Origin of the sequence: Variovorax sp. JS1663 (assembly GCF_002157355.1) — a bacterium.
Taxonomy (GTDB): Bacteria; Pseudomonadota; Gammaproteobacteria; order Burkholderiales; family Burkholderiaceae_C; genus Variovorax.
The window spans coordinates 1-23,004 of record NZ_LYMK01000074.1 but is presented as its reverse complement, the minus strand read 5'-3'; the positions used below and the strand labels follow the sequence as shown (position 1 = coordinate 23,004).

The window sequence follows — 23,004 nt, the reverse complement described above, 5'->3', positions numbered from 1 at the left end:
ATCTACGAGTTCGACGTGGTGGACATGCCGGTGACGGTGGCGGTCGACGCGGGGGGCACCAGCGCGCACATCACCGGGCCGGCCGCGTGGCGCAAGCGCATCGCCAGCGGCGAATACCCATCGATCCCGTTGGTCGCTTCGCTCAGCCCTGCAGCCTGAAGGCCTTCGCCATCTCCACCACCGCCTGCCTGTCGAAGGCATTGACCTCGTCGATCAGCTCGTTGCTGAACAGACGGGCCGGGTCGCCCAGCTCATCGGCCAGCTTCGGGTTCTTCGTGCTTTCGGCGGTCATCTCGATGTTCGCCTTCCATTCGGCCAGCGACGAGGCGCCGATGCGCTGGTCCGGGTCGTCGGGCCGGCGCATCCAGCTGTTCCGGCGGTCCTTCAGGATGAAGGCCAGCTCCTTGCGCGCCTCCGCCTCGCTGCGGCCCTTGGGCCGGCTCTCGGGGTACACGGCCCAGTGCAGGTCGATGCCCGCGTCGAGGTTGGTGTGGGAGAAGAGGGTGGACTTGGCGATGCCGCGGAACAGCGCCACCAGGGCCTTGCGCTCTTCCTTCAACAGCTTCCGCGGCACGCAGATCCAGCCTGATCCCACCTGCGCGAACTTCGGCGTGATCGGCACGTAGCGCAGCGCGGTGCCCACCAGCTCGATGCGGGCCGCCGCGGTGTCGAAGGTCACCATGGCATCGACGCGGTCGTTGTCGATGGCGGCACCCGCGGGCGCACCGTCGCCGATGGCGATGTACTCGCACTTGTCGTCCTTCAGCCCCAGCTCGGCGAGCATGGTCTTGGTGATGACGATGCCGGTGTCGCCCTGGCTGCGCACGCCGATGCGCTTGCCCGCCAGGTCCGACGCCGACTTGATCTGGCTGCCCGGCTTCACCACGATCACGTTGGCATTGCGGGGCAGCCATTTGTAGACGCTCACCAGGTCCAGCCCCGGGTCCTTGGCCATCGCCGGCAGCAGGATGCCGGGCACGGCCGGGCCGAAGTCCACGTGCCCGGCGCGCAGGCTCTGCAGCGCCTGCGTCATGCTGGACATGTTGACGTACTCCACGTCCACGCCGTCCGGCTTGTAGAAGTTGAGCTTCGGGTGCTGGCCCGCGGTCACGAAGCACTGCTGCGGGTCGTTCACCGCCGCGGTGTTCGCCACCTTCATTACGCGCAGCTTCTGCGCCATGGCCGGCAGCGTGCCGCACAGGCCGAGGGCACCCAGGCCCAGGCCGAAATCACGTCGAGTCCACATGGTTCACTCCTAGCTGAAAGTAACGAGGGTTCAGACGTTCACGGTGCGCTGCGAGCTGTCGGCCGGCATCCAGTGCAGCACGCGGCGCTGGATGCGGCGCAGCAGGCTGGTCAGCAGGATGCCGATCACCGACAGCACCACGCACACCGCGAAGCTGCCGCCGGTGTCGGCCTGCGCCTCCATCTGCAGGATCAGCACGCCCAGGCCCGCCTGGGCGCCGACGAACTCGCCCACCACCGCGCCCACCACGCTGAAGGCGGCGGCCATGTTCAGGCCCGCGAAGATGTAGGGCAGGGCGCTCGGGAACTTGGCCTTGCGGAAGATCTGCCAGGGCGTGGCCGAGAGCGAGCGCAGCAGGTCGATGCGGTCCGGGTCCACCGCCTTGAAGCCCGCGATGCTGGTCACCAGCACCGGGAAGAAGGTGAGCAGGCAGATGATCATCACCTTCGAGCCGATGCCGAAGCCCAGCCACACCACGATGATCGGCGCCACCGCCACCTTGGGCACGCTCTGCAGCGCGGCCACGTAGGGCTCGAGCAGCGCCTCCAGCTTCGGCATCTGCGAGACCACGATGCCGATCGCCAGGCCGATGCCGCTGCCGATGCCGAAGCCCAGCAGGATCTCGGTCAGCGTGACGCCGCCGTGGTACCAGAAGCCGTCCTTCGCCAGCGGCCCGGTGGCCAGGCCGCGCCAGAGCGCGATGCCGATGTCGCTGACCGGCGGCACCAGGTGCCTGGGCACCTTGAACAGCCTCACGGCCGCCTCCCACGAGCCGAGCAGCGTGATCAGCAGCAGGATGGACTGCACGCGGGTGGAGGCCAGCGGATTGGGGCGGCGCTGGCGCGGCGCCTTCGGGGCCGGGGCGGTGTCGTCGTGCCGCGCGGCGGCGTCGGGGGTGAGCATGGCGGTCGTCATGGCAGTGGCCCTTTCAGTCGAATGAAGCGGCATGCGAGAAGCGCTCGCGGATCGATGCGGTGGCGGATGCGAAGACCGGGTCCGACATCATGTCCATCGTGCGCGGCCGCGGCAGCGCGATGGGCAGCACGCGCTCCAGCGTGCCGGGGCGGGGCGACATCACGAACACCTGGTCGCCCAGGAACACGGCCTCGGGAATGGAGTGCGTGATCAGCACCACGGTCTTGCCGCTCTCCATCCAGATGCGCTGCAGCTCCAGGTTCATGCGCTCGCGCGTCATCGCGTCCAGCGCGCCGAAGGGCTCGTCCATCAGCAGGATCTTGGGGTCGTGCAGCAGCGCCCGCGCGATCGAGGCGCGCTGCTGCATGCCGCCGCTGAGCTGGCGCGGCAGCTTGTGCTCGAAGCCGTCGAGGCGGACCATGTGCAGGAGCTGCATGGCGCGCTCGCGCGCCTTCTTCATGTCCAGCCCGATCACCTCGGCCGGCAGCATCACGTTCTCGAGGATGGTGCGCCAGGGCAGGAGGATGGAGCTCTGGAACACCACCCCCACGTCGCGCCGCGTGCCCTGGATCGGCTGGCCGTCCAGCACCACGCTGCCGACCTCGTAGCCGAGCAGCCCGGCCAGGATGCGCAACAGCGTGCTCTTGCCGCAGCCGCTCGGGCCGACGATGGTGACGAAGCTGCCCTGCCGGATGCGGCAGTCGATGTCGCTCAGTGCGAGCACGCCGTCGGTGCCGCCGCCGAAGGTCTTGGAGAGCCCTTCGATGCGGATGTAGTCGGCTCTTGCTCCCTCCCCCGCTGGGGGAGGGTTGGGGTGGGGGCACCGCGCAGCCGGCGCGTTCATGAGGATCGTGTTCATGCCTTGACTCCAGCAGGATTCAGAAAGCGAACGATGTGCTGCGCCAGCACCTCCGGCGCCTGCATCGCGGTGACGTGCCCGATGGCCGGCAACAGCACCGCATCCGCCCCTCGGATGCGTCCCGCCATCGCCAGCGTGACCGTGGGCGGCACCACGCGGTCCAGCTCGCCGGCCACGACCAGGGTCGGTGCCACGATGTCGGCGACCCCGTTGTCCAGCGTGGTCGCCACGGTGGCGGCACGGCGTGCGGCGCGGGCCGATGCCGGCCGCGCGTCCGCGAACACGCGCCGCAGCTCCGGGCGCTGCTGCAGGAAGGCCTCGGGAAAGAACCAGGTGGCCAGCTCCTCCGCCGTGCCGGGCAGGCCCTGGCGCAGCGCGGCCAGGCGGCGCGCGTCCGGGCACAGCTCCTCGTAGGGCCGCGGCAATGGCCAGGTGCTGGCCAGGACCAGGTGGTCGATCGCCCGCGGATGCAGCAGGGCCAGGGCCTGCGCGACCCGGCCGCCGAAGGAGGAACCGAACACGTGCGCCCGCTTGAAGCCCATGGCGCGGATGAACTGGTGCGCATCGTTCGCCAGGTCCGCCAGCGTGGCCGCGCGCTCCGGCCCCTCGGTCTCGCCGCAGTCGCGCTGGTCGTAGGCGATCACGGTGAAGTGCTTCGCCAGGTGCGGCACCAGCGCGGCGAACATCTGGCGCGAGGCCTCCGCGCCGTGCATGAGCAGCAGCGCCGGGCCCTGGCCCGTGCGCTCGAAGGCGATGCGCACCTCGCCGGCCTGCACGAAGTCGGTCATGGCGCGCCTCCCTCTTCCTCGTTCATCCAGAAGGTCATCTCGATCTTCAGGCCGCGCGGATCGTGGAGGAAGAGCTGGTGGATGTCCCAGCCGGGGATCGGGGCCTCCGCGAAGGGCACGCCCAGCGCGGCGAGGTGCGCGCGCATCTCCGCGAGCCCGCGCGAGCGGAAGGAAATGTGGTCGACATGGCCGGTGACCGGCTGCACCGCCGCATCGGGCGTGGCGAGGTGCGCATACAGGTGGACGATGGGCTGGCCGTCCGCGTAGAGCCAGGCGCCGGGCGCCGGGATCTCCGGACGCGCTCCGGCCGTGAGGCGCATCACGCGCGTGTAGAAGTCGACCAGCGGCGGCAGCTCCTGCGGCGTGCAGCGGATCGTGTAGTGGTGGAGTGCGGCGACCGGCATGGCATCAGTCCAGCAGTCGGGCGAGAACGGCGGACAGCTCCGCCGCCGGGTCGGCCGGCGTCCACGGCATGCGGAAGGCCACGTGGCCGTCCGGCCGCACCAGCACCGCGCCGCGCAGGCCGAGCAGCAGGCCGTCCTTCTCGTGCGAGTCCTCCAGCTGGCGCACCTGCACCACGCATCCGTTGCGGCCCGACACGGCACGCGCGGCCTCCATCCAGCCGTCCGCCTTCGGTCCCGCCACCAGCACGAACTCGCGGTCGAACCAGTCCAGCGTGGTGTGGCGTCGCGCGAGGTCCAGCCAGAGGTGCGGGAAGCGCGCGCCGGGCCGGTCGGTGGGCTCGTACCAGCGCGGGCGCAGGATGTGCCTGCCCGTGCCGTCGGGGATCACCGCGCCGTCCTCGTAGCAGAAGCCCAGCGACTGGCCGATGCTGTGGATGTGGTTGTCGCTGTCGCGGATCCAGAAGTCGATGCGGTCGCGGTTGCCCGAGCGCAGCGCCTCGTCGCACTGGATGAAGCGGGTCGCGTTGTGCAGGCTGAAGTCGGCATTCGACTCGGCGACCGGGCGGCGCTCGCGGTCGTAGCTGTCCAGCAGCCGCGCGCCGGCGCGGCCGGTCAGCACGAAGGCCAGCTTCCAGGCCAGGTTGTGCGCATCCTGGATGCCGGAGTTCATGCCGTAGCCGCCGTTGGGCGGGAAGCGGTGCGCCGAGTCGCCCACCAGCAGCACGCGGCCCTGGCGGAAGGTGGCGGCCACCTGGCGGCTCATGCGCCAGACCGAGCGGTTGATCACCTTCACGTCGAGGTTCGGGACACCGGAGACGGTGCGGGCGAGTTGCGCCACCTCGTCGTCGGTGCGCTCGCCGATGCGCTCGTCCGTCTCGCGCCCCACCGGCAGCAGGTTCAGCCACCGGTCGCGGCCGTTGGTGTTGAGGACGGTGGTGATCGGGTAGGGCGAGTCTTTCGCGTACACACGCCAGCCGGCGCAGAGCGTGGCATCGCGCACGTGCGAGAGATCGGCCTGCCAGTACTCGTTGGCCATCACGGCCAGGGTGGCAGGCCCGCGCATCTCGATGTCGGCCTGCCGGCGCACCGCGCTGGCCGCGCCGTCCGCCGCGATCAGGTACTGGGCGTGCCAGGTGAAGGTCTCGCCGCTGTCCACCTTGCGGCCGGTCACCGCGATGCCGCCGGGCCCTTCGTCGTACTGCAGGAACTCGTGGCCGAAGAGGAAGCGGCCCACCTCGCTCCGGCGGGCGTGGTCCAGCAGCTCCATCTCCACCGTGTCCTGCGACTGGATGATCTTCCAGCAGGGCGAGTGGCCGACGTTCGGCTCGGGGTGGGTGCGGCCCCACTCGTGGCCCGTCATCGATTCGCAGAAGGCGAAGAAGTCGGAGCCGTCGGGCAGCGCGTGGCGCTTCATCTTTTCGTCGATGCCCCACTGGCGGAAGATCTCCATGGTGCGCGTGTAGGTGCCGCGCGCCTTCGGGTGGTCGGTCGTGGTCGGGCTGCGTTCGAGCAGCACGAAGTCGATGTTGAAACGCTGCAGCAGGATCGCCATCGACAGGCCCACCGGGCCACCGCCGACGATCACGACAGGGACTTTGCTTTGCATGTTCAGGCCTCCATGGCGGAAGAAGCGAGGGGAACCCCGGTGAAGCGGTAGGCCAGCCCGGGGTGGACGGGCACCCAGCGCGCCGCGGCCAGGGCCAGCAGCCGGATGCCCAGCACTTCCTGCGGCAACCAGTGCGCGCGGGTGCCGAAGACGTTGAAGGTGGCGAAGCACAGGTTGCCCTGCAGCAGCGGCACGTTGACCACGCGGCGCAGGCCGTGCAGGCGCATCTGCTCGAAATCGTCGAAGCTGCGCGCCAGCGCCTCCTCGCCTTCGCCGACGAACACGCGGCCCCGCAGGAACAGGCACTCGGTCCACGGGCTCGGCGTCTTGCGCTTGATGCCGTTCACCGGGTAGCGCGCCGCCTCGGACGAATAGAAGCGGCGCAGGCGGATCTCGTCGTCCGGGTCGCCGGCGGTCGTCACGTTCTGCTGGATGCTGAAGATGCTGTCGGGCGCGATCAGGCGCCGGTGGCGGTCCACCTGCTGCAGCGCGGCCTCGGTGCTGCGCGCCTCGGCGAGCGCGTCCAGGAGGCCGGCCGTCAGGGCCGTGAAGTCCGGTGCGTTGGCTTCTTGCATGGGGAAAGTCTAGGCAGCGCAATTCACCAATGCGCGTTAAATTTTGATGACCCGATAACCCTGGAGTTATGACCGTGGTGACTGCCCGCGACCCGGCCGCCGACCTGCAGCACGCGCTGCTCACCCGCCTGAAGCTGCGCCAGCTCTCGCTGGTGCAGGCCATCGACCGGCACCGCACGCTGGGCCGCGTGGCCGCCGAGATGCGGCTGAGCCAGCCGGCCATCACCAAGGCGCTGCGCGAGGTGGAGGACATCTTCGGCAGCACCCTCTTCGAGCGCAGCCCCCGCGGCCTGGTCCCCACGCCGGCGGGCGAGGCGGTGCTGCACTACGCGCGCCGCTGGCTTGCGGAGCTGGAGGCCACCACGCGCGTGCTGACCTCGCTGGAGGCGGGCCGCAGCGGCCGCCTGCGCGTGGGGCTGACGCAGCAGGTGCCGCAGCAACTGCTGTCCGCGGCGCTCGCCCACCTGCTGGACCGCCGACCGCGCATGGCGGTGCTGACGCGCGAGGGCACGACCGACGAACTGGTCGCCGGCCTGGTGGCGCGCGAGCTCGACTGCGCGATCGGCCGCTCCTACGACGGCGACGCGACCGGCTTGATGCAGGAGGCGATCTACCAGCAGGAGCCTTGCCTCGTCGTGTCCGCGAAGAGCGTCAAGCGCCTCTCGCGTGGACCGCTGGACTGGGCGCGGCTGGCGCAGCTCGACTGGATCCTGCCGCCGCCGAACACGCCCATGCGCCGCACCTACAACGCGGTCTTCGTCGGCGCCGGCGTGCAGCCGCCGACGCCGATGCTGGAGACGACCTCGATCCGCAGCATGGAGACGGTGCTGCGCTCGGAGCCGAACGCCATCACCATCTTCGCGCGCGACGTCGTGGCCGAGATGGAGCGGGCCGGGCACTGGGCCGCGCTGCCCTACCGCCTGAGCTGGAGCCTGCCGCCGGTGAGCTTCTTCACCCTGAAGGAACTGGAGGGGCACCCGATGGTCATGTCCCTGCGGGCCGTGGTCGTGGAGACCGCGCGGGCGATGCAGCACAGGGCAGGGGAGGAGCGGCTCGCGGAGGAACCGCGACGCGGGCGCTCATGAGGGCCCCCCTTCGCCTTCCACCCGGCCGCTCAGCCAGCATCCGCGGACGTGGCCCTCGGCGTCGAAGCGCGGGCGCACCTCGATGGCCGAGGGACATCCCATCGCCCGGCCCTGGTGGATCACGCAGACCACCGGGTCGGCGGGCGATCCGGTGCTCAGCTGGCCGGACGCCGTGAGGTGCCCCCAGAGCGCCGCCGCGGCGATGCCGGTGGCTGCGTCTTCGGGGTAGCCGGAGGACTTGGGGAACTGCCGGGCGTACACGGCAGGGGCGCGATCTCCCGCCGGCTCCAGCGCGAAGGGATAGAGCCCGGTCGAGCCGATGGCTTCGCATGCGGACTCGATGGCGGCGAAGTCGGGCACCAGCGCATCGAGCGCCGCGGCATCGGGCAGGGCGACCAGGGTCTTGATGCGGCTCGTGGCCGCATTGGTCATCGTCGGTGCCGGTGGCGCGATGCGCAGCACGGCCGCGACGCGTTGCTGCTGTACCGCGTCGAGCGCGCGGGCCTGCACCGCGGGCTGCGAGATCCAGACCCGCTCGCGTGCTTCGTCCCATTCGGCATCGACGATGCCGCTGAGTGTCTCGATGCGCGCACGCGGCGATGTCCACATGCCCCAGCGGCGCAGGGCCCACAGGGTGCCGACCGTCGCATGGCCGCACATCTCCATCTCGTGCTGCGGCACGAAGAAGCGCAGGCGCCAGTCGGCGCGTGCGTCGGAGGCCGGCAGCACGAAGGCCGATTCATGGCCGTGGCGCCGGGCCACGTCCTGCATCTGCGCCGCCGTCATGCCCTGGGCATCGGCCACCAGCGGCACCGGGTTGCCGCCCCCGGGCCCATCGACGAAGACGCGGATGCAGACGACCGCGCCGGGCCGCGGCATGCGCCGGCAGATGAGGGATTCAGTCAACGGTCGCTCCCACGGATTGCGCGATCTTTCCCCAGTAGGGCACGTCCTTCGCCACCGCGGCCTGCAGCGCGGCGGCCGGACCGGGGCGGGCGTTGACGCCCTTGGCGGCCAGGTCGGCAGCCACGGCGCGATCGGCCAGCACCTTGTTCAGCGCGGTGTTGAACTTCTGCACCACGTCCGTGGACGTGCCCTTGGGAAAGGCGACGCCGTACCAGAGCGACTGGTCGAAGCCCGCGATGCCCTGCTGCGCGAAGGTGGGCACGCCCGCCAGCAGTGCGTTGGGCGCCGTCGCGGCCATGGCACGCAGCCGGCCGGAGCGGATGTAGGGCGCCAGCCCGACCGGGTTGTCGAACATCAGCTGCACCTGGCCGCCGATCAGGTCGGTGTAGGCCGGCGCGGCGCCGCGGTACGGCACGTGCACGAGCGGCACCCCCGCCAGCGCCTTGAACTGCTCGCCGAGCAGGTGCGAGACCGTGCCGGCGCCCACCGAGGCGAAGCTGAAGTCCTGGGGCTGCTTCTTGAGCGCGGCGATCAGCGCCTTCACGTCGCCGGCGCCCACGCCGGGGTTCGTGGCGAGCACGTAGGGCGAGAGCCCGATGAAGCCCGCGTATTCGAAATCCTTGTGCGGGTCGTAGCCCAGCTTCCTGAAGACGCTCACGCTCACGGCATGGGTGCTGGTGGTCGCGATGCCCATCGTGTAGCCGTCCGGCGCGGCCTTGGCGACGAAGCTCGAGCCGATGGTGCCGCCTGCGCCGCCGCGGTTGTCGATGACGATGGGCTGGCCCAACTCCTTCTGCAGCATGGGCTGGATGGCGCGCACGACCAGGTCGGTTCCGCCGCCGGCGGGGAAGGGCACGACCAGGGTGATGGGCCTGGCCGGCCAGGCCTGGGCGCCGGCGGCGGTCGAGGCGGCCAGTGCGAGCGCGAGCAGCGAACGCAGCGGCCGGGCATGGGAATTGGATGGCATCGGGCACTCCTTGGGACAGGTGAAGCCGATGCTAGGAAGCGATGCGCACCCCGTAAAACCGGGAAGCGACAGCGCGCAATCCCGTTTGCGACAGGTGCTCCAAGAGGCCCCGATTGTTTCCGCGAGATGAACGCCGGGGTGCGAAAACGCACATCCACAACGCCATCTGCCGGCGCACACTTCATCCCACGGACCAACCCCCTGATTCATCTACCTGAAAGGAATCGACAAATGAACACCGCTTCCAAGCTCCTCTCCGCTTTCGCCCTGGCCATCGTCGCGGCCGCTGGCGTTCATGCAGAAACCTATCAAGGCGTCACCACGGTCACGTCGACCCAGAGCCGTGCAGCGGTGCGCGCCGAAGGCGCAGTCGCCGCTCGCAGCGGCGACCAGTTCAGCGATGCCGCCGGCCAAGGCGTCGTCAGTGTCGCGAACTCGATCGACCGTGCATCCGTCCGCTCGCAGGGCGTGGCGGCTGCGCGCAGCGCCAACCCCTACGCGGAAGGCTACGGCCAAGGCGTGACCCGGGTCCAATCGGCCGTCGACCGCTCGAACGTGCGCATGCAGGCCAGGGCCGCCTCGCACGGCGATCGTCTCCCGCTCTGAAAGCGACTGAACCAGGAAAAAGCCGGGCCGCGCCCGGCTTTTTTTCGTTGTGCGTCAGTCCGGCGCGCCACGCAGCAGCCGGCCCAGATGCCCGCTGCTCGCGAAGCCGAGCTGCGCGCTCACCGTCGCGAAGGGCAGGCCACGGGCCAGCAGCGTGCGGGCGTGCGCGGCCAGCAGGCGCCGCCGCAGTGCGACGGGACTGGCGCCGAGTTCTTGCCGGCAGGCGCGCTGCAACTGGCGCATGGAGACGCCGAGCTCGCAGGCGAGCGCATCGATCGATGGCAGGGGCTGCTCCCATTCCAATGCCGAGGCCAGGCGGCGCAGCATGTCCTGCGCGAGCGAAGCGCGTTGCAGCGGCAGCGCGAGGGGCTTGACCGATGCCAGCTGCATGACGATGGCGCGCACCAGCGCCTCGGCGCTGCGCGGCGCCAGCGTGGGCGAGAGCAGGGCATCGAGCATGGCCATGGTGGCGCCGTCGAGATGGATCGCCGCCGGCGGCTTCAGGCCGCGCACGAGCTCGGGCGCCAGGTACAGCTCGCCGTGCTGCTGGCGGTGGGTCTCGGCGATCGTGTGATGGGCCGTGGAGGGTGGCAGCAGGACCGCCGTCTTGCGCGTCAGCCGGGCGGTGTGCGCATCCAGCAGGGCGCTGGCGCCCTCATCCAGCCAGGCGCTCTTCAGTCCGCCGAGCTGCGGCCAGAGCAGCATCGCGCAATCGTGCAGGTGCCATTCGCATTCGTAGTGCGGCTGCCGGCTGTGGCCGAGCGAGAAGCCCGTGCTGGCCACCAGCGGCAGCTTGGATGAGAGGTGGGCGACGACGGTCATGAAGGCATCCGATGCACGGATGGTGCCAGCAAAGCCCGTGGCCGTCAGCGATCCGCCTCAGCGGGCCTGCGCGGGCGCTTCGTCCACCACCCGGTTGCGCAACACGCCCACACCCTGGACCTCGGCCTCCACCATATCGCCCGGCTTCAGCAGCTTGTCCGGCCGCTGCTTGCGGAAGCCGGCGACGCCCGAGGTCGTGCCGGTCGTGATCACGTCGCCGGGCTCCAGCGTCACGCGCGACCAGTACGCGACGATCGCGCCGAAGTCGTAGACCATGTTGCGCGTGTTGTCGCGCTGGCGCACCTCGCCGTTCACGCGCAGTTCCAGGTCCAGGTTGCCGGTGTCGCCCACTTCGTCCAGCGTGGCGATGCAGGGGCCGAGCGGGCAGCAGGTGTCGAGGTTCTTGCCCTGGAAGTGAATGCCGTGCGACTGCTCGGCGAGGATGATGTCTCGCATGCTCACGTCGTTGACCACCGTGATCCCGGCCACGACCGCGCGCCAGTCCTGGGCGGGCACGTCCTTGCAGCGCGTGCCGATGACGAGGCCGATCTCGATCTCGTAGTCCAGCTCTTCGGTGAGGCGCGATCGCACGATGTCCTGGTCCGGCCCGATCACCGCCGACGGCATCTTCAGGAAGGCGAGCGGGTAGTCGGGCACATCCAGCCGCACCTGCTGCTTGTGTACTTCGTCCACGTGCGAGCGGTAGGTCCCGCCCGCGGAAATGATCTTGCGCGGCCGCGGCACCGGCGCCAGCACGCGGACGGCGCTCGCCCGCTGTGCCACGCGGCCGGCGAGCAGCCCGTCCGCGTGCGCGGCGCGCGCGTGCGCGTCGGCCGCGCGCGCGGCCTGCATCGACAAGGGCCCGCCTTCCAGGAAGTGGATCATGTCGCCCGGAATGCGTACCGCCGCGATCTGCGCCGCGAACGGATCGTCCGCCAGCGTCGCCGCATACGCACGCCGCAGGTCCACGATCCGGTCGCCCTGCAGGCTGCCCACGCGCGGCGCGGCATCGCCCGGCTCGACAAAGCTCACCAGCTTCATGCGTCCTCCTCGCGACGGCGGACCGCCCGCAGGATCGCCTGCAGGTCAGCGCAGCCGGCCGATGCCTCCAGCGCGGCCTGCGCATGCTCCGAGACGCGCCCGCCGGCAAATTCGACGGCGGTCACGCCCGCGAGCGCCCGCAGCGCGGGCGCCACCACGCGCGCCGCGGTCACCGGCCTCAGTTCGCAGCCCACGCACATGCCGGTGAAGCGCACGCGCACCACGCCGCGCTCGTCGAAGGACTGGAGCGCCAGCCCGCCGGCGTGCGAACGCAGCAGGCTGTCCAGCGCCTGCACCCGGAGCTGGACGGCCTCCATCACGCGGCCTCCGCCACCAGGCCCAGCCTGCGCCGGGCCGCTTCGAGGTCGACGCCCATGATCCGCGCGAAGTTCCCGCCGAGGATCTTGCGGCGGTCCTCCCGCGTGATCTGCGGGTAGCCATAGCCGGCGCGCAGGTCGTCGGGAATCTGCAGTTCCATGAAGGCTTCGAGGTACGGCTGCGGATTGCCTGCGAGTGCCGCTTCCGAGCCCCACAGGATCTTGTCCGAGCCGGCGGTCTGCAGCAGGCGGCCGATGTGCTCCTGCACGCGCCGCGGCGCCACGCGGTAGAAGGCCATGAAGCCGGCCAGCGAGAGATAGACATTCGGGAAGCGCGTGGCGATCGACACCATCTCCTCGAAGTAGGGCAGCGCGAGGTGATGCACGATGAAGTCGGACTGCGGGAAGTCGCGCGCCGGGGCCTGCAGGTCCACCGGGCTCAGCCACTCCATGTTCTGCAGGCCGTAGGGGTTGCCCTTGTGGAACTGCAGCACCCGCACGCCGTTGGCCAGCGCCCTTTCGTACATCGGGTAGGCGAGCTTCTCATCGTCGCAGCGCCAGCAGTCCTTCAGCTGCGCATGCCCGTTGTAGAACTTGAAGGAGCGCGCGCCGAGCACGCGGGCCTGGTGGTCGATCTGCTCCAGCGCGTCCGCCAGTCCCCGGTAGCCCGGGTCCACGCCGCCGCAGAACAGCACGCGGTCCGGATACGCGGCCGCCATCGCATGCTGCGTGCGGACCGGCGAGTACCAATCCTCGAACCAGTCGAACATGGGCACGGTCTGGGCCATCGCCATGTCGGTCGCGGAGCCGTCGAACACCAGCGCGTGCATCTCCTCGACGCTCCAGCGGATGTCCCACTGGAACTCGCGCCGCCCGCCCGGCGCGGCGCGGGGGTCGCGCACCTGCGCCCGGATGTAGTCGAGGATGCGGTCCCGTGCCGGCAGCGCGTCGTCGCGGTCGGCGCGCACGTTGCCGGCCGAGAGGTCGTAGAGGTGGATGACGTTGTCGAAGACGAACAGGTTGTCGATCATGCTCACTCCAGGCGGATGTTGGCGGAGCGGATCACCTCGCCCCAGTGGTCGTACTCGGCGCGGATGAAGCGCCGCGATTCGTCCGGCCCCATGTCGTAGGGCACGAAGCCGAGCGCCGCGAAGGCATCGCGCACCTCCTTCTGCTGCAGCACCTTGTGGACTTCGGCGGCCAGCCGCTCGACGATGGGGCGCGGCGTCGCCGCGGGCACGAACAGCCCGCCCCAGCCGATCACCTCAAAGCCGGGAACGGTCTCGTTCGTCAGCCGCGCCTTCGGGAATTCCGGCAGGAGCGTCGGGCTGGCCACGGCGATCAGCTTCACCCGGCCGTCACGAATGAAGGGCGTGGCGCTGGCGCTCGGCTCCACCAGCAGCTGGACGCGGCCGCTGGCCAGGTCGGTCAGCGCCGGCAGCGTGTTGTAGGGCACGTGGACGATGTCCAGGCCTGCACGCGCCTTGAACACTTCCATCGCCAGGTGCGCGTTCGAGCCGATGCCCGGCGAGGCATACGAGACCTTGCCGGGGTTGGCCTTGATCCATGCGATGAGCGAGGGCAGGTCGTCGGCCGGCACCGTCGGACTGGCGATGAGGAGCAGGTGCGCACGCGCCAGCATCGCCACCGGCGCCAGGTCCTTGTTGGGGGCGTAGCCGAGCCGGGTCATCAGGTGCGGCGTGGTGACGAAGGTGCTGGACGCGCCGCACACCAGCGTGTAGCCGTCGGGAGGCGCCTTGGCCGTCGCCTCGACGCCCACGTGGCCGCTGGCGCCGGGACGGTTCTCGGGCGTGAAGGGCTGGCCGAGCAGGTCGCCGAGGCGCTGGGTGACATGGCGGCACAGGGCGTCGGGGCCGGACCCCGCGGGGGCCGGAACGACCACGCGCACCGGGCGCGTGGGCCAGTTCGACTGCGCGTGCAGGCCGATGGCGGCACAGCTCAGTGCCAGCACGGCGGCCGCACGCCCGAGGCTGCGGATCTTCATGGTGTTGTCTCCTGCGGCGATGTGGGCTGCCGCTGCCCGCAATCTAGAACCGGGACGCGCCGGATGCCTTGACCATCGCGGACATTTTGTTGACATTCGCGGACATGCCCCGTGCCACCGCCAGCGCCAACGTCCTGACCGGCTTCGGGGCGCTGATGCGCTCGCTGGGCGCCGACCCGGCGCAGCTGCTGCGACGCGCGCGCATTCCCTTGTCCGCATTGAGCGATCCCCAGGCACGCCTGCCCGTGACCGCGGTGGCGCGGCTGCTGGAGGATGCGGCGCAGCGCTTCGGCTGTCCCGACCTGGGCCTGCGTCTTTCGCAGGCGCGGCGCCTGTCGCACTTCGGCGCGGTCGGCAAGCTGGCGCGCGACGAGCCCGACGTGCGCCACGCGCTGCAGGCGATCAGCGCGTGGATGTACCTGCATTCCGAGGTGAGCCTGGACCTCCAGGAAAGCGAGGGCAGCGTGGCGCTGTGCGCCTACCACGGCGATGCCGTGGCCGCCTCGTCGCCGCAGGTGATCGACCTGGTCGCGGGCGGCATCTTCCAGATCATGCGGCACCTGTGCGGTCCGCAGTGGCATCCGCAGGCCGTGTGCCTCGCCCACGCGGCGCCTGCGGATGCGCGCTCCTACCGTCGCTACTTCGGCTGTCCGGTGGCGTTCGACGCCGACGGCAGCGCGCTGTTCATCGCGCCGGAGGACCTCGCGCTGCCGCTGGCGGAAGCCGACCCGATCTTCCGCAGCGAATCCGAAAGGCAGCTGCAAGCCTGGGCCGGCCTCAAGGCCCGGCCGGTGGAAGCCCGCGTGCGCGAGCTGATCGGCGTGATGCTGCCGAGCGGCCGCTGCACGATGGCGAACGTCGCGCTGCGCCTGGGCCTGCAGGAGCGCACCTTGCGCCGGCATCTCGATGCCGCGGGCCTGAGTTTCGCGAGCGAGCTGGAAGCGGCGCGGCGCGAGCTCGCCCGCAGGTACGTCGAGCGCTCGGACAAATCGATCGGCGCGATCGCAGGGCTGCTCGGCTTCTCGGAGACCAGCGCGTTCTCGCGTTGGTTCAGGAAGGGGTTCGGTTGCGGACCCAAGGCGTGGAGGATTTCGCCTAGCCCAAATCGGCCGCGTTGACAAGAGCACTCATGAAGGAGGCGCCACCCCCCTTTCGGGTACACACTCGCGCCAGCGAGGACGAAACGTTGATGAAGAAGATCCAGCTCAACGATGAACAGTGGAGAACGCTCGAGGCGTTGCGGGACGCCGTGGTCAAGCGGCACCCCACCGACACGATCAAGGTTTCCAGCCGGCTGCGCTCCAACGGCCTGGTGGTGGAAGACCGCCGCGGCGGCTGCATGCTGACCGACCAGGGCCTCAGCCGCCTCAACCAGGGCCGCTAGCCTCCCCGCGCCTTCAGCCCACGCTGCCCGCGAAGCGCTGCGCCAGGCGCTCGCGCCGGAAGGCCTCGGTGAGGAAATCGATGAAGACCCGCGTCTTCGCCGGCAGCAGCGTGCGGCTCGCGTAGTACAGCGAGATCGCGCCCGCATCCGCATACCACCCCGGCAGCAGCCGCACCAGCGCGCCGCTCCACCCCGGCCCGACCGACACCGACATGAATCCCGACGGCGGCCCGGTCTCGAAGATCGTCGGGCCCGGCATGGCGGTCGGCCGCTACGGCCAGCCGGCCGAGATCGCGAGCCTGGTGGCCTACCTGGCGCGTCCCGAGGCGGGCTTCGTCACCGGTGCGGACATCGTGGCCGACGGCGGCTTCACGGCCTGACCGGGTCCAGCGCCCACAGCGCCGCCCCCGGCATGTGAGCGAAGGCCTCTGTCATACGGATGACGCCTTCGCGCAGCACGACGGTCTCGCCGGTGAGCACCTGCTCGAAGCGCGTGCCGTCCGGCAGGCCTTCCACGCGCACGACCGTGTCTTCCCAGCACTCGCCCACCGGGGGCTCGCGTTGCGGCGCCAGCGTGCTGCACAACCGCGCCGCGGCCAGCACCAGCAGCCGGCCTCCGTGCCGGCGCGCGAAGGCCACCACGTGCGCCGCCTTGGCGCCCTGCGCCTCCAGGCCCTGGTAGTCGCCCTCGCGGAACAGGTCGGCCTGCGCGCGCCGCAGCGACAGCATGCGCCAGGTGACCCACAGCTTGGCGCGCCCGTCGCCGGCCGTGCGCAGCAGCTCGGTCAGGCGCGACGGCAGATCCGGCGCGCGTGCCAGCGCTTCGAGTTCGTCCAGGCACCGCGCACGCGTCTCGTAGTCCACCGGCCGGCGGTTGTCCGGATCCACCAGGCTCAGATCCATCATCTCGTTGCCCTGGTAGAGGTCGGGCACGCCGGGCGAGGCGAACTTCAGCAGGGTGAGCGACAGGCTGTTGAGTGCACCGTACCAGGCCAGCGCGCGGCCCAGGGCCTGCAGGTCGTCGAGGAAGCGCGGGTCGGCGCCGGGGCCCAGCAGGGCGCGCACGAAGCCTTCGAGCGCCTGCTCGTAGGCCTCGTCGGGATAGGTCCAGCGGGTGTGGACCTTGGCCTCGCGCGCCGCCTTGTGCATGTAGCGCACGATGCGCTCGGCATAGGGCTCGCGCGCCGCCGCGTCGAGCCGGCCCTCCGGCAGGGTGCCCAGCAGGGTCTGGTAGAGCAGGTATTCGTCCGCGCTCGAAGGCGCGCCGGCCGGCGCGCCCTCCGCCTCCAGCCGGCGGCGGATGCCGCGCGAGAGGTTGCGCCAGCGGCGCAGCGCCAGGCGCCAGGTGGCCGGCATCTCGGACAGCACGTCGATGCGGCAGCGCACGTCCTCCGAGCGCTTGTTGTCGTGCGTGGAGCTGGCGAGCATGGTGTGCGGCCAGTGGCGCGCGCGGTCGGCGCTGGCCTCGTGGAACTGCGCCACGGTCATGCCGAAGCGGGCCGGCTCGCCGCCGACTTCGTTGAGCGATGCGAGCGGGAAGTAGCGGTAGAAGGCGGTGTCCTCCACCCCCTTGGCCGTGACAGGCGCGCTGAACTGCTGGAAGCGGATCGCCAGGCGCAGCACGCGCTGCCGCAGCGCCTCGTCGGCGCCGGGCACGGCCCGGCCCAGCAGGGTCTGCTGCACGAAGTCGTAGATCGTGCGGTCGGCCTCCAGGCTGCTGCGCCGCGCCTCGCGCACGGCCCAGGCGATGAAATGCTCGTCCTGTTCCGAGGGCGCATCGAGGATGTAGGTGCGGTAGACCGGCAGGCAGGCCGCCACCTCGCCGAGCGCGCGCTGCAGGGCGTTGAAGGTGTAGTCGCGGGTGTGCCGGTCGGCCCGCGCGATGCGCAGCAGCTCGGTGGCGAGCACGGTGAGCTCCGAGGCCAGCGCACTGCGCATGATGTCGCGCTTGCCGGCCCGCGCCAGCGCCTGGAAGCTGTCGCGCACGCCGCTGAAGTTGCGCCAGATCTTGCCGAACTTCTCCGCGGCCCCGGTGTCGATGAGCACGCCGTTGGCCACGTTGGCGAAGCGGTAGCCGGTGGTGCCGTGGATGTGCCAGTCCTCCGGCACCTCCTCTTCCTCGGCCTTGATCTTCTCGGCCACCACGTAGAGCGGCCGTACGGGCCGGCCGGCCTCGTCGCGCTCCGCCAGCAGCAGTCCGGCGCGGCGCGCGTAGCCTTCCTGCAGCCGGCGGAAATACTGCGCCGGGTCGTACAGGCCGTCCGGATGGTCGATGCGCAGGCCGTCCACCAGGCCGGCCGCGGCCAGGTCCAGCGCGAGGGACTGGGTGGCCTCGAACACCTCTTCGCGCTCCATGCACAGCGCTGCCAGCGTGTTGATGTCGAAGAAGCGGCGGTAGTTGATGTCGTCCGCCGCCACGCGCCAGTAGGCGAGGCGCCAGGACTGTTCCTCGATCAGCGCATGCAGCGCGTCGCGCGCGCCGGGCAGGTTGAGCTCGGCCACGCGCGCGGCGACGGCGCGCGCCACGGCGGGCTCGCGGCCGGCCAGGCGGGCCAGCTGGGTCTTCAGCAGCTCCTTGTCGCGGGCGCGCTCGGCGCGCGCGGCCTCGTCGCTCGCGTCGCGGCCCTGCAGGCGCGCGAAGCCCGAGGCCGCGCCGGCGAGCTGGACCGCGAGCTGCGTGTCTTCCAGCCGCAGGCTGGCGGCGGCGAGCACGCGCGGGTAGCTCTCGGGCGCGAGCGGAAAGCGGTGCTCGAAGTAGTGCACGGCCAGGCTGCCGCCCTCCGCCTCGAAGTGCAGCACCAGGTCGCCGCGCTCCAGCGCGTCGCCATAGTGATCGCCCAGCACCGGCACCAGCACCTTGCCCGCGAGCTCGGGGTTGAGCGGCTGCCAGTCGATGTCGAAGTGCTGGGCGAAGAGCGAGGCGGGGCCGTTCTCCAGCACGTCCATCCACCAGGCGTTGTCGGCGCCCATGACGCCCATGTGGTTGGGCACCAGGTCCAGCAGCTGGCCCATGCCGTGCGCGCGCAGCGCCGCGGCGAAGCGGTCATAGCCCGCGCGGCCGCCGAGCTCGGGATTGACCTGGTCGTGTGCCACCACGTCGTAGCCGTGCATGCTGCCGGCACGGGCGCGCTGGATCGGCGAACAGTACACGTGGCTGATGCCCAGCCGCGCCAGGTAGGGCAGCACGCGGATCGCATCGTCGAAGGCGAAGTCGCGGTGCAGCTGCAGCCGGTAGGTGGCGCGCGGCACGCGTGCCTGCACCGAGGCGCCGCGCGCACGGCCGGTGCGTGCGTGCGGGCGCAGCCGGGTGAGGGTGCGGCCGAGCGCGGCCAGGGCCTCGCCCTCGGCCAGTGCCTCCAGCTCGATCGGCAGCTTGCGGCGCCAGTTGGGCTGCTCGTGGGTGGTGCCGGGCATGTTGACCTGCTCCGCGGCGCCCGCCACGTCCTCCAGCTGGACCATCATCACCGCCGAGGGCCCGGCGGCGAGGAAGGCGTGCACGGCCTCGACGATGGCCGGTGCGAGCCGGGGCTCCGCGCTGGCCTGGGCGATCTCCTCGGTGCCGAGCAGTCCTTTGCGGTGCAGCGAGAAGAGCAGCTGCAGGCGCTGGCGCGCGCGCTCGATCAGCTGCTGCTCCAGCTGAGTCGCATCGGCGATGAGCCCGAGCGAGAGCCGCAGCCGCAGGTCCTCGCCGCGCCACCAGCCGGCCAGGGTCGGCAGGTCGTGCGTGGCCACGGCCGCCAGCGCCTGGGCCGGATAGGCCTCGGGCGCTCGGAAGCCGCCGTCGCCCTCGCGCTCGAAGAAGAGCAGGCGGTAGGACAGCACGCCCGCGCGCGCCAGCGCCTCGCGCATCTCGGGCGCGACGGTGCCCAGGTCCTCGCCGATCACCAGGCAGCGCTGGCGCTGGCTTTCGAGCGCGACGATGGCCAGCAGCTCCTGCAGCGGATAGTGCACGTAGCCGCCCTCGCGCGCGCTGCGGCCGGCAGGGATCCAGAAAAGGCGCATCAGCCCCATCACGTGGTCGATGCGCAGCGCGCCCGCGTGGCGCATGTTGGCGCGCAGCGTGTCGATGAAGAAGCGGTAGCCGGCGGCGCGCAGGCGGTCCGGCCGCAGCGGCGGCAGGCCCCAGCCCTGGCCGCCGGGATTGAACTCGTCCGGCGGCGCGCCCACGCTGGCGTCGGCGGCGAAGCCGGCGCCTTCGGTCCAGACGTCGGAGCCGCCGCGGTCGCTGGAGACCGCGAGGTCCAGGTACAGGCCGATGCCCAGGCCCAGCGCCTTGCATTGCGCCGCGGCGCGCGCGAGCTGGACATGGGCCAGCCATTGCAGGTACTGGTGGTATTGCACGCGCGCGGCGTGCTCGCGGGCGAAGGCCTCGACGGCGGGGCTCGCGGGATCGCGGTAGGCCTCGGGCCAGACCGGCCAGCCCCACACCTGCGCGTCGGCCTCGTGGAAATGCGCCTGCAGGGCCTCGAAGAGGGCATGGCCGCGCAAGGCCGTGCCGCCCTCTGCCACGAAGCCGAGGAAGGCGCGGCCGGCATCGTCGCGGGCGGCGCTGCCTTCGCCGTCCAGGTGGTGCGCGCGGAAGTGCGCGAACAGCAGCGCGAGCACCTCGAACTTGGCCTGCGCGACGCCCGCATGGTCCACCAGCTCCGCCTCGCGGAGCATCGCGAGCCGGCCCTGGAACTCGGGCGAGCCCACCAGCCGCTGCGCGCTCTCGCAGCCGGCGAAGTCGGCCACCGCCTCCACGTCGATGTAGAGCACGTTGAGCCAGCGGCGCGAGGACGGGCTGTAGGGGCTCGCATGCGGCGGGTTGTGCGGGAACAGGGCATGCAGCGGGTTGAGGCCAATCACCTCGGCGCCATGGCGGGCCATCTGCGTGACCAGCTGCACCAGGTCGCCGAAGTCGCCCATGCCCCAGTTGCGCCGCGAGCGCAGCGCGTAGAGCTGGACCGCCGTGCCCCAGACGCGGCCGCCGTCCTGCAGTGCGGCGGGGCACCAGCAGCGTTCGGGCGCGCTGACGATCAGGGTTTCGCCGGGCAGGCCGTCGATGCGCAGCCGGTGGTAGCCCATCGCCAAAGGGAGGCCGAGCCGCGGCGTGCGCTCGCACCAGCGCTCGCCGGCCAGGTCGAAGCTGGCGTTCTCGGGCAGCGCATGCGCGTCGAGCTCGCCCTGCTGCTGCAGGGCGCCGGCCTCGTCGTGCAGTTGCCAGCGCAGGCGCGGCAACGCGGCCGGCAGGCGCAGCGGCAGCGCCCAGTCGGGGTCGAGCGCCCGGACCGTGAGCACGGGCGGCAGAGTGGGGGCGGCGGGCGCGGCATCCTTCGCCGGTAGTCCGAACTCGGCCAGCAGCGCCAGCAGGGTCTCGCGCGGCACCGGCTGGTGCTGGCCCCAGATGTCGTGGTAGTCGAGCGCGATGCCGCAGTCGGCGCACAGGCGGGCGATGGCCTCGGCATCGGCGCTGGAGAGGACGTCAGACAAGGCCGGACTCCTGCAGCGCGACGAACACGCCGCCGCGGGCGATCCGCAGCAGGCCCTGCGGGCCTTCGCGCTCGATGGCGCTGGCATGCAGCACCTCGCCCGGCGGCGCGGCCACGCCCTCGGCCGGCCGCTCGCCGAAATGGGCCAGCAGATGCAGGCGCGGGTCGTCCTCGCCGCGGGTGGTGTCGGCCAGCGTCCATTCGACACGCAGCAGCCCGTCCTTGGCATCGAAGCGGCCGGCGCCGCGCTGGCCGGCCAGCAGCGGCACCAGCTTCTGGCGGCGCAGCGCCAGCATCTCGCCGACCTGGACGCGCCAGGCCTCGTGCAGCGGGTCTGCGCATTCGTCCCAGCGCAGCTTCGAGGCCTCGAAGGTCGACGCGGCATTGGGGTCTGGAATGCGTGCGCGCGCCGCCTCGTCGGCGAAGGCCTTGAAGCGGCCGAACTCGGCGCGCCGTCCCTCGGCCACTGCGCGCGCGAGCTCGGGGCCGAAGTCGCAGAAGTACTGGAAGGGCGTGGAGGCCTCGAACTCGTCGCCCATGAAGAACATGGGCACGTGAGGCGAGAACAGCAGGCAGGTCCAGGCCGCGCGCACCAGGGCGATGTCGCCGATCGCATGGATGCGCTCGCCGAAGGCGCGGTTGCCGACCTGGTCGTGGGTCTGCAGGTAGGAGACGAAGGCGGGCAGCGGCAGCTGGCTCGTGTCTTCGCCGCGCGGCTCGCCCTCGCGGAAGGCGGAAGGCTGGCCCTGGTAGACGAAGCCCTGGGCCAGCGCGCGGCCGAACTGCGCGACCGGGTCGTCCGCATAGTCGGCGTAGTAGCCGTCGGTCTCGCCGGTGGCCAGCACGTGGGCCGCGTGGTGCAGGTCGTCGTTCCATTGCGCCGTGGCCGCGACGGGGCGGCCCTGCGCGTCGCGCACGAGCAGGGAGGCCTGGTTGGCGTCGTTCTCCAGCACCACGTGCACGTGGCGCTCGCGGCCCGGGCCGTCGCGCAGGGCGTGGCAGATCTCTTCGACGATGTGCGGCGTCGAGTCGTCGCGGATGGCATGGATGGCGTCCATGCGCAGCCCGTCGAAGCGGAACTCCTCGACCCAGTAGAGCGCGTTGTGGATGAAGAAGTCGCGCACCGTGCGCGCCTGGTCGCCGTCGTAGTTGATGGCCGAACCCCAGGGCGTCTGGTGGGCCGGGTTGAAGAAGGGGGGGCAATAGGCGTGCAGGTAGTTGCCCTCGGGGCCGAAGTGGTTGTAGACGACGTCGATCAGCACCATCAGGCCGAGGCCGTGGGCTGCGTCGACCAGTGCTTTCAGTTCGTCGGGGCTGCCGTAGCTCGCGTCGGGCGCGAACTGCAGCACGCCGTCGTAGCCCCAGTTGCGCTGGCCCGGGAAGTCGGCGAGCGGCATCAGCTCGATGGCGGTGATGCCCATTTGTGCGAGCGCGGGCAGTCGTTGCGAGGCGGCGGTGAAGGTGCCTTCGGGCGTGAAGCAGCCCACGTGCAGTTCGTAGATGACGGCCTCTTCCCAGGGGCGGCCGCGCCAGGCGTCGTGCTGCCAGTCGTAGGCGTGCGGGTCGACGACGACGCTCGGGCCATGCACGTCATCGGGGTTGCTGCGCGAGGCGGGGTCGGGGACCTGCAGGCCGTCGGGCAGGCGGAAGCGGTAGGCATCGCCGGCGCGCGCGGCGGGGAGGGTGAGGCGGTGCCAGCCCTCGTTGTCGCGCACCATGGGATGCGGATCGGCTGCCGTGCCATGTTCCAGCACCACCTGCGTTGCTCCTGGCGCCCACAGGGTGAAGCTCACGGCGGTGCCGTCGAGCATGCTGGCGCCGAAGGGCATGGCGTGGGCGTGCTTCATCGGGTCATCTTTCGCACGGGCGTGCCTTGCTCCCTCTCCCTCTGGGAGAGGGTGGGGGTGAGGGCATTGGGCCTTTGTTCTGGCATTGCGCTTGTTGTTGCGCAGGAGCCGGGAATTCGCCCCGGCGGGCGAGTTACTTTCTTTGTCTCGCCAAAGAAAG

At 71.1% G+C, this 23,004-nt stretch carries 21 protein-coding genes and 1 pseudogene; 5 read left to right on the top strand and 17 right to left on the bottom strand.

Features of this window, described 5'->3' with window-relative positions; genetic code table 11:
* Positions 1–142: 142 nt before the first annotated feature.
* From A8M77_RS33025 to A8M77_RS36325, 7 genes are read right to left on the bottom strand one after another with little or no spacing between them, the layout of a single operon-like run.
* A complete protein-coding gene (locus A8M77_RS33025; RefSeq protein WP_086925701.1) occupies positions 143–1,246 on the bottom strand; it encodes an ABC transporter substrate-binding protein in 1,104 nt (367 codons plus the stop codon).
* Between the two features lie 30 nt (positions 1,247–1,276).
* Entirely contained in the window at positions 1,277–2,149 is an 873-nt protein-coding gene (locus A8M77_RS33020) for an ABC transporter permease (RefSeq protein ID WP_158101045.1), read from the bottom strand.
* 25 nt (positions 2,150–2,174) lie between these two features.
* Positions 2,175–3,005: an ABC transporter ATP-binding protein gene (locus A8M77_RS33015; protein WP_086925703.1), complete on the bottom strand. Its 831-nt coding sequence runs from the start codon at positions 3,003–3,005 to the stop codon at positions 2,175–2,177.
* Positions 3,006–3,016: 11 nt separating this feature from the next.
* The gene (locus A8M77_RS33010) at positions 3,017–3,808 is read right to left on the bottom strand and encodes an alpha/beta fold hydrolase (RefSeq protein ID WP_086925699.1); all 792 of its coding nucleotides are present in this window, start codon (positions 3,806–3,808) and stop codon (positions 3,017–3,019) included.
* Positions 3,805–4,212, bottom strand: a complete 408-nt coding sequence (locus tag A8M77_RS33005; RefSeq protein WP_086925698.1) for a VOC family protein — start codon at positions 4,210–4,212, stop codon at positions 3,805–3,807. Before A8M77_RS33005 ends, A8M77_RS33010 begins: the two co-directional genes overlap by 4 nt.
* Positions 4,213–4,216: 4 nt before the next feature.
* Complete coding sequence (locus tag A8M77_RS33000; RefSeq protein ID WP_158101044.1) at positions 4,217–5,818, bottom strand: FAD-dependent monooxygenase; 1,602 nt, start codon at positions 5,816–5,818, stop codon at positions 4,217–4,219.
* Positions 5,819–5,820: 2 nt separating this feature from the next.
* Positions 5,821–6,393, bottom strand: coding sequence for a GAF domain-containing protein (locus A8M77_RS36325; RefSeq protein WP_158101043.1), 573 nt, complete (start codon positions 6,391–6,393; stop codon positions 5,821–5,823).
* A gap of 74 nt (positions 6,394–6,467) precedes the next feature.
* Between A8M77_RS36325 and A8M77_RS32995 the strand changes: the two genes are divergently transcribed.
* Positions 6,468–7,478: a LysR family transcriptional regulator gene (locus A8M77_RS32995; RefSeq protein WP_158101042.1), complete on the top strand. Its 1,011-nt coding sequence runs from the start codon at positions 6,468–6,470 to the stop codon at positions 7,476–7,478.
* On the opposite strand, the gene A8M77_RS32990 is transcribed toward A8M77_RS32995, so the two are convergent.
* Complete coding sequence (locus A8M77_RS32990) at positions 7,473–8,357, bottom strand: PhzF family phenazine biosynthesis protein (protein WP_086925695.1); 885 nt, start codon at positions 8,355–8,357, stop codon at positions 7,473–7,475. The two genes, A8M77_RS32995 and A8M77_RS32990, sit on opposite strands and share 6 nt — an antisense overlap.
* A 19-nt stretch (positions 8,358–8,376) precedes the next feature.
* A complete protein-coding gene (locus A8M77_RS32985) occupies positions 8,377–9,351 on the bottom strand; it encodes a Bug family tripartite tricarboxylate transporter substrate binding protein (protein ID WP_086925694.1) in 975 nt (324 codons plus the stop codon).
* Between the two features lie 231 nt (positions 9,352–9,582).
* Between A8M77_RS32985 and A8M77_RS32980 the strand changes: the two genes are divergently transcribed.
* The gene (locus A8M77_RS32980) at positions 9,583–9,957 is read left to right on the top strand and encodes a hypothetical protein (RefSeq protein WP_086925693.1); all 375 of its coding nucleotides are present in this window, start codon (positions 9,583–9,585) and stop codon (positions 9,955–9,957) included.
* 54 nt (positions 9,958–10,011) lie between these two features.
* Here A8M77_RS32980 and A8M77_RS32975 read toward each other — a convergent pair whose 3' ends face one another.
* From A8M77_RS32975 to A8M77_RS32955, 5 genes are read right to left on the bottom strand one after another with little or no spacing between them, the layout of a single operon-like run.
* Positions 10,012–10,779 carry a helix-turn-helix domain-containing protein gene (locus A8M77_RS32975; protein WP_086925692.1) on the bottom strand — a complete coding sequence of 256 codons (768 nt, stop codon included), beginning with the start codon at positions 10,777–10,779 and terminating at the stop codon, positions 10,012–10,014.
* Between the two features lie 57 nt (positions 10,780–10,836).
* Positions 10,837–11,820 (bottom strand): fumarylacetoacetate hydrolase family protein, encoded by a 984-nt coding sequence (locus tag A8M77_RS32970; protein WP_086925691.1) that lies wholly within the window; start codon positions 11,818–11,820, stop codon positions 10,837–10,839.
* Complete coding sequence (locus A8M77_RS32965; protein ID WP_086925690.1) at positions 11,817–12,137, bottom strand: NifU family protein; 321 nt, start codon at positions 12,135–12,137, stop codon at positions 11,817–11,819. Before A8M77_RS32965 ends, A8M77_RS32970 begins: the two co-directional genes overlap by 4 nt.
* Positions 12,137–13,168 (bottom strand): amidohydrolase family protein, encoded by a 1,032-nt coding sequence (locus A8M77_RS32960; RefSeq protein ID WP_086925689.1) that lies wholly within the window; start codon positions 13,166–13,168, stop codon positions 12,137–12,139. The genes A8M77_RS32965 and A8M77_RS32960 overlap by 1 nt, the downstream gene beginning before the upstream one ends.
* A 2-nt stretch (positions 13,169–13,170) precedes the next feature.
* Positions 13,171–14,142: a Bug family tripartite tricarboxylate transporter substrate binding protein gene (locus tag A8M77_RS32955; protein WP_158101041.1), complete on the bottom strand. Its 972-nt coding sequence runs from the start codon at positions 14,140–14,142 to the stop codon at positions 13,171–13,173.
* 104 nt (positions 14,143–14,246) lie between these two features.
* Here A8M77_RS32955 and A8M77_RS32950 point away from each other — a divergent pair, with 104 nt between their 5' ends.
* Positions 14,247–15,260, top strand: a complete 1,014-nt coding sequence (locus tag A8M77_RS32950) for an AraC family transcriptional regulator (protein WP_086925688.1) — start codon at positions 14,247–14,249, stop codon at positions 15,258–15,260.
* Between the two features lie 71 nt (positions 15,261–15,331).
* A complete protein-coding gene (locus A8M77_RS32945) occupies positions 15,332–15,526 on the top strand; it encodes a hypothetical protein (RefSeq protein ID WP_086925687.1) in 195 nt (64 codons plus the stop codon).
* Between the two features lie 13 nt (positions 15,527–15,539).
* On the opposite strand, the pseudogene A8M77_RS32940 reads toward A8M77_RS32945, so the two are convergent.
* Positions 15,540–15,713: pseudogene (locus A8M77_RS32940) on the bottom strand (LysR family transcriptional regulator); the annotation flags it as partial.
* 25 nt (positions 15,714–15,738) lie between these two features.
* On the opposite strand from A8M77_RS32940, the gene A8M77_RS32935 reads away from it, so the two are divergent.
* Positions 15,739–15,906 carry an SDR family oxidoreductase gene (locus A8M77_RS32935; RefSeq protein ID WP_238137056.1) on the top strand — a complete coding sequence of 56 codons (168 nt, stop codon included), beginning with the start codon at positions 15,739–15,741 and terminating at the stop codon, positions 15,904–15,906.
* On the opposite strand, the gene A8M77_RS32930 is transcribed toward A8M77_RS32935, so the two are convergent.
* A complete protein-coding gene (locus A8M77_RS32930) occupies positions 15,896–20,998 on the bottom strand; it encodes a malto-oligosyltrehalose synthase (RefSeq protein ID WP_238137055.1) in 5,103 nt (1,700 codons plus the stop codon). The two genes, A8M77_RS32935 and A8M77_RS32930, sit on opposite strands and share 11 nt — an antisense overlap.
* Positions 20,991–22,844 carry a malto-oligosyltrehalose trehalohydrolase gene (treZ, locus tag A8M77_RS32925; protein ID WP_086925685.1) on the bottom strand — a complete coding sequence of 618 codons (1,854 nt, stop codon included), beginning with the start codon at positions 22,842–22,844 and terminating at the stop codon, positions 20,991–20,993. Before treZ ends, A8M77_RS32930 begins: the two co-directional genes overlap by 8 nt.
* Between the last annotated feature and the right edge of the window lie 160 nt (positions 22,845–23,004).

Bases quoted from the DNA above. Each gene is read 5' to 3' on its own strand.
- A8M77_RS33025 (WP_086925701.1), bottom strand. From the start codon at position 1,246: ATGTGGACTCGACGTGATTTCGGCCTGGGCCTGGGTGCCCTCGGCCTG.
- A8M77_RS33020 (WP_158101045.1), bottom strand. From the start codon at position 2,149: ATGCTCACCCCCGACGCCGCCGCGCGGCACGACGACACCGCCCCGGCC.
- A8M77_RS33015 (WP_086925703.1), bottom strand. From the start codon at position 3,005: ATGAACGCGCCGGCTGCGCGGTGCCCCCACCCCAACCCTCCCCCAGCG.
- A8M77_RS33010 (WP_086925699.1), bottom strand. From the start codon at position 3,808: ATGACCGACTTCGTGCAGGCCGGCGAGGTGCGCATCGCCTTCGAGCGC.
- A8M77_RS33005 (WP_086925698.1), bottom strand. From the start codon at position 4,212: ATGCCGGTCGCCGCACTCCACCACTACACGATCCGCTGCACGCCGCAG.
- A8M77_RS33000 (WP_158101044.1), bottom strand. From the start codon at position 5,818: ATGCAAAGCAAAGTCCCTGTCGTGATCGTCGGCGGTGGCCCGGTGGGC.
- A8M77_RS36325 (WP_158101043.1), bottom strand. From the start codon at position 6,393: ATGCAAGAAGCCAACGCACCGGACTTCACGGCCCTGACGGCCGGCCTC.
- A8M77_RS32990 (WP_086925695.1), bottom strand. From the start codon at position 8,357: ATGCCGCGGCCCGGCGCGGTCGTCTGCATCCGCGTCTTCGTCGATGGG.
- A8M77_RS32985 (WP_086925694.1), bottom strand. From the start codon at position 9,351: ATGCCATCCAATTCCCATGCCCGGCCGCTGCGTTCGCTGCTCGCGCTC.
- A8M77_RS32980 (WP_086925693.1), top strand. From the start codon at position 9,583: ATGAACACCGCTTCCAAGCTCCTCTCCGCTTTCGCCCTGGCCATCGTC.
- A8M77_RS32975 (WP_086925692.1), bottom strand. From the start codon at position 10,779: ATGACCGTCGTCGCCCACCTCTCATCCAAGCTGCCGCTGGTGGCCAGC.
- A8M77_RS32970 (WP_086925691.1), bottom strand. From the start codon at position 11,820: ATGAAGCTGGTGAGCTTTGTCGAGCCGGGCGATGCCGCGCCGCGCGTG.
- A8M77_RS32965 (WP_086925690.1), bottom strand. From the start codon at position 12,137: ATGGAGGCCGTCCAGCTCCGGGTGCAGGCGCTGGACAGCCTGCTGCGT.
- A8M77_RS32960 (WP_086925689.1), bottom strand. From the start codon at position 13,168: ATGATCGACAACCTGTTCGTCTTCGACAACGTCATCCACCTCTACGAC.
- A8M77_RS32955 (WP_158101041.1), bottom strand. From the start codon at position 14,142: ATGAAGATCCGCAGCCTCGGGCGTGCGGCCGCCGTGCTGGCACTGAGC.
- A8M77_RS32950 (WP_086925688.1), top strand. From the start codon at position 14,247: ATGCCCCGTGCCACCGCCAGCGCCAACGTCCTGACCGGCTTCGGGGCG.
- A8M77_RS32945 (WP_086925687.1), top strand. From the start codon at position 15,332: ATGAAGAAGATCCAGCTCAACGATGAACAGTGGAGAACGCTCGAGGCG.
- A8M77_RS32935 (WP_238137056.1), top strand. From the start codon at position 15,739: ATGAATCCCGACGGCGGCCCGGTCTCGAAGATCGTCGGGCCCGGCATG.
- treZ (WP_086925685.1), bottom strand. From the start codon at position 22,844: ATGAAGCACGCCCACGCCATGCCCTTCGGCGCCAGCATGCTCGACGGC.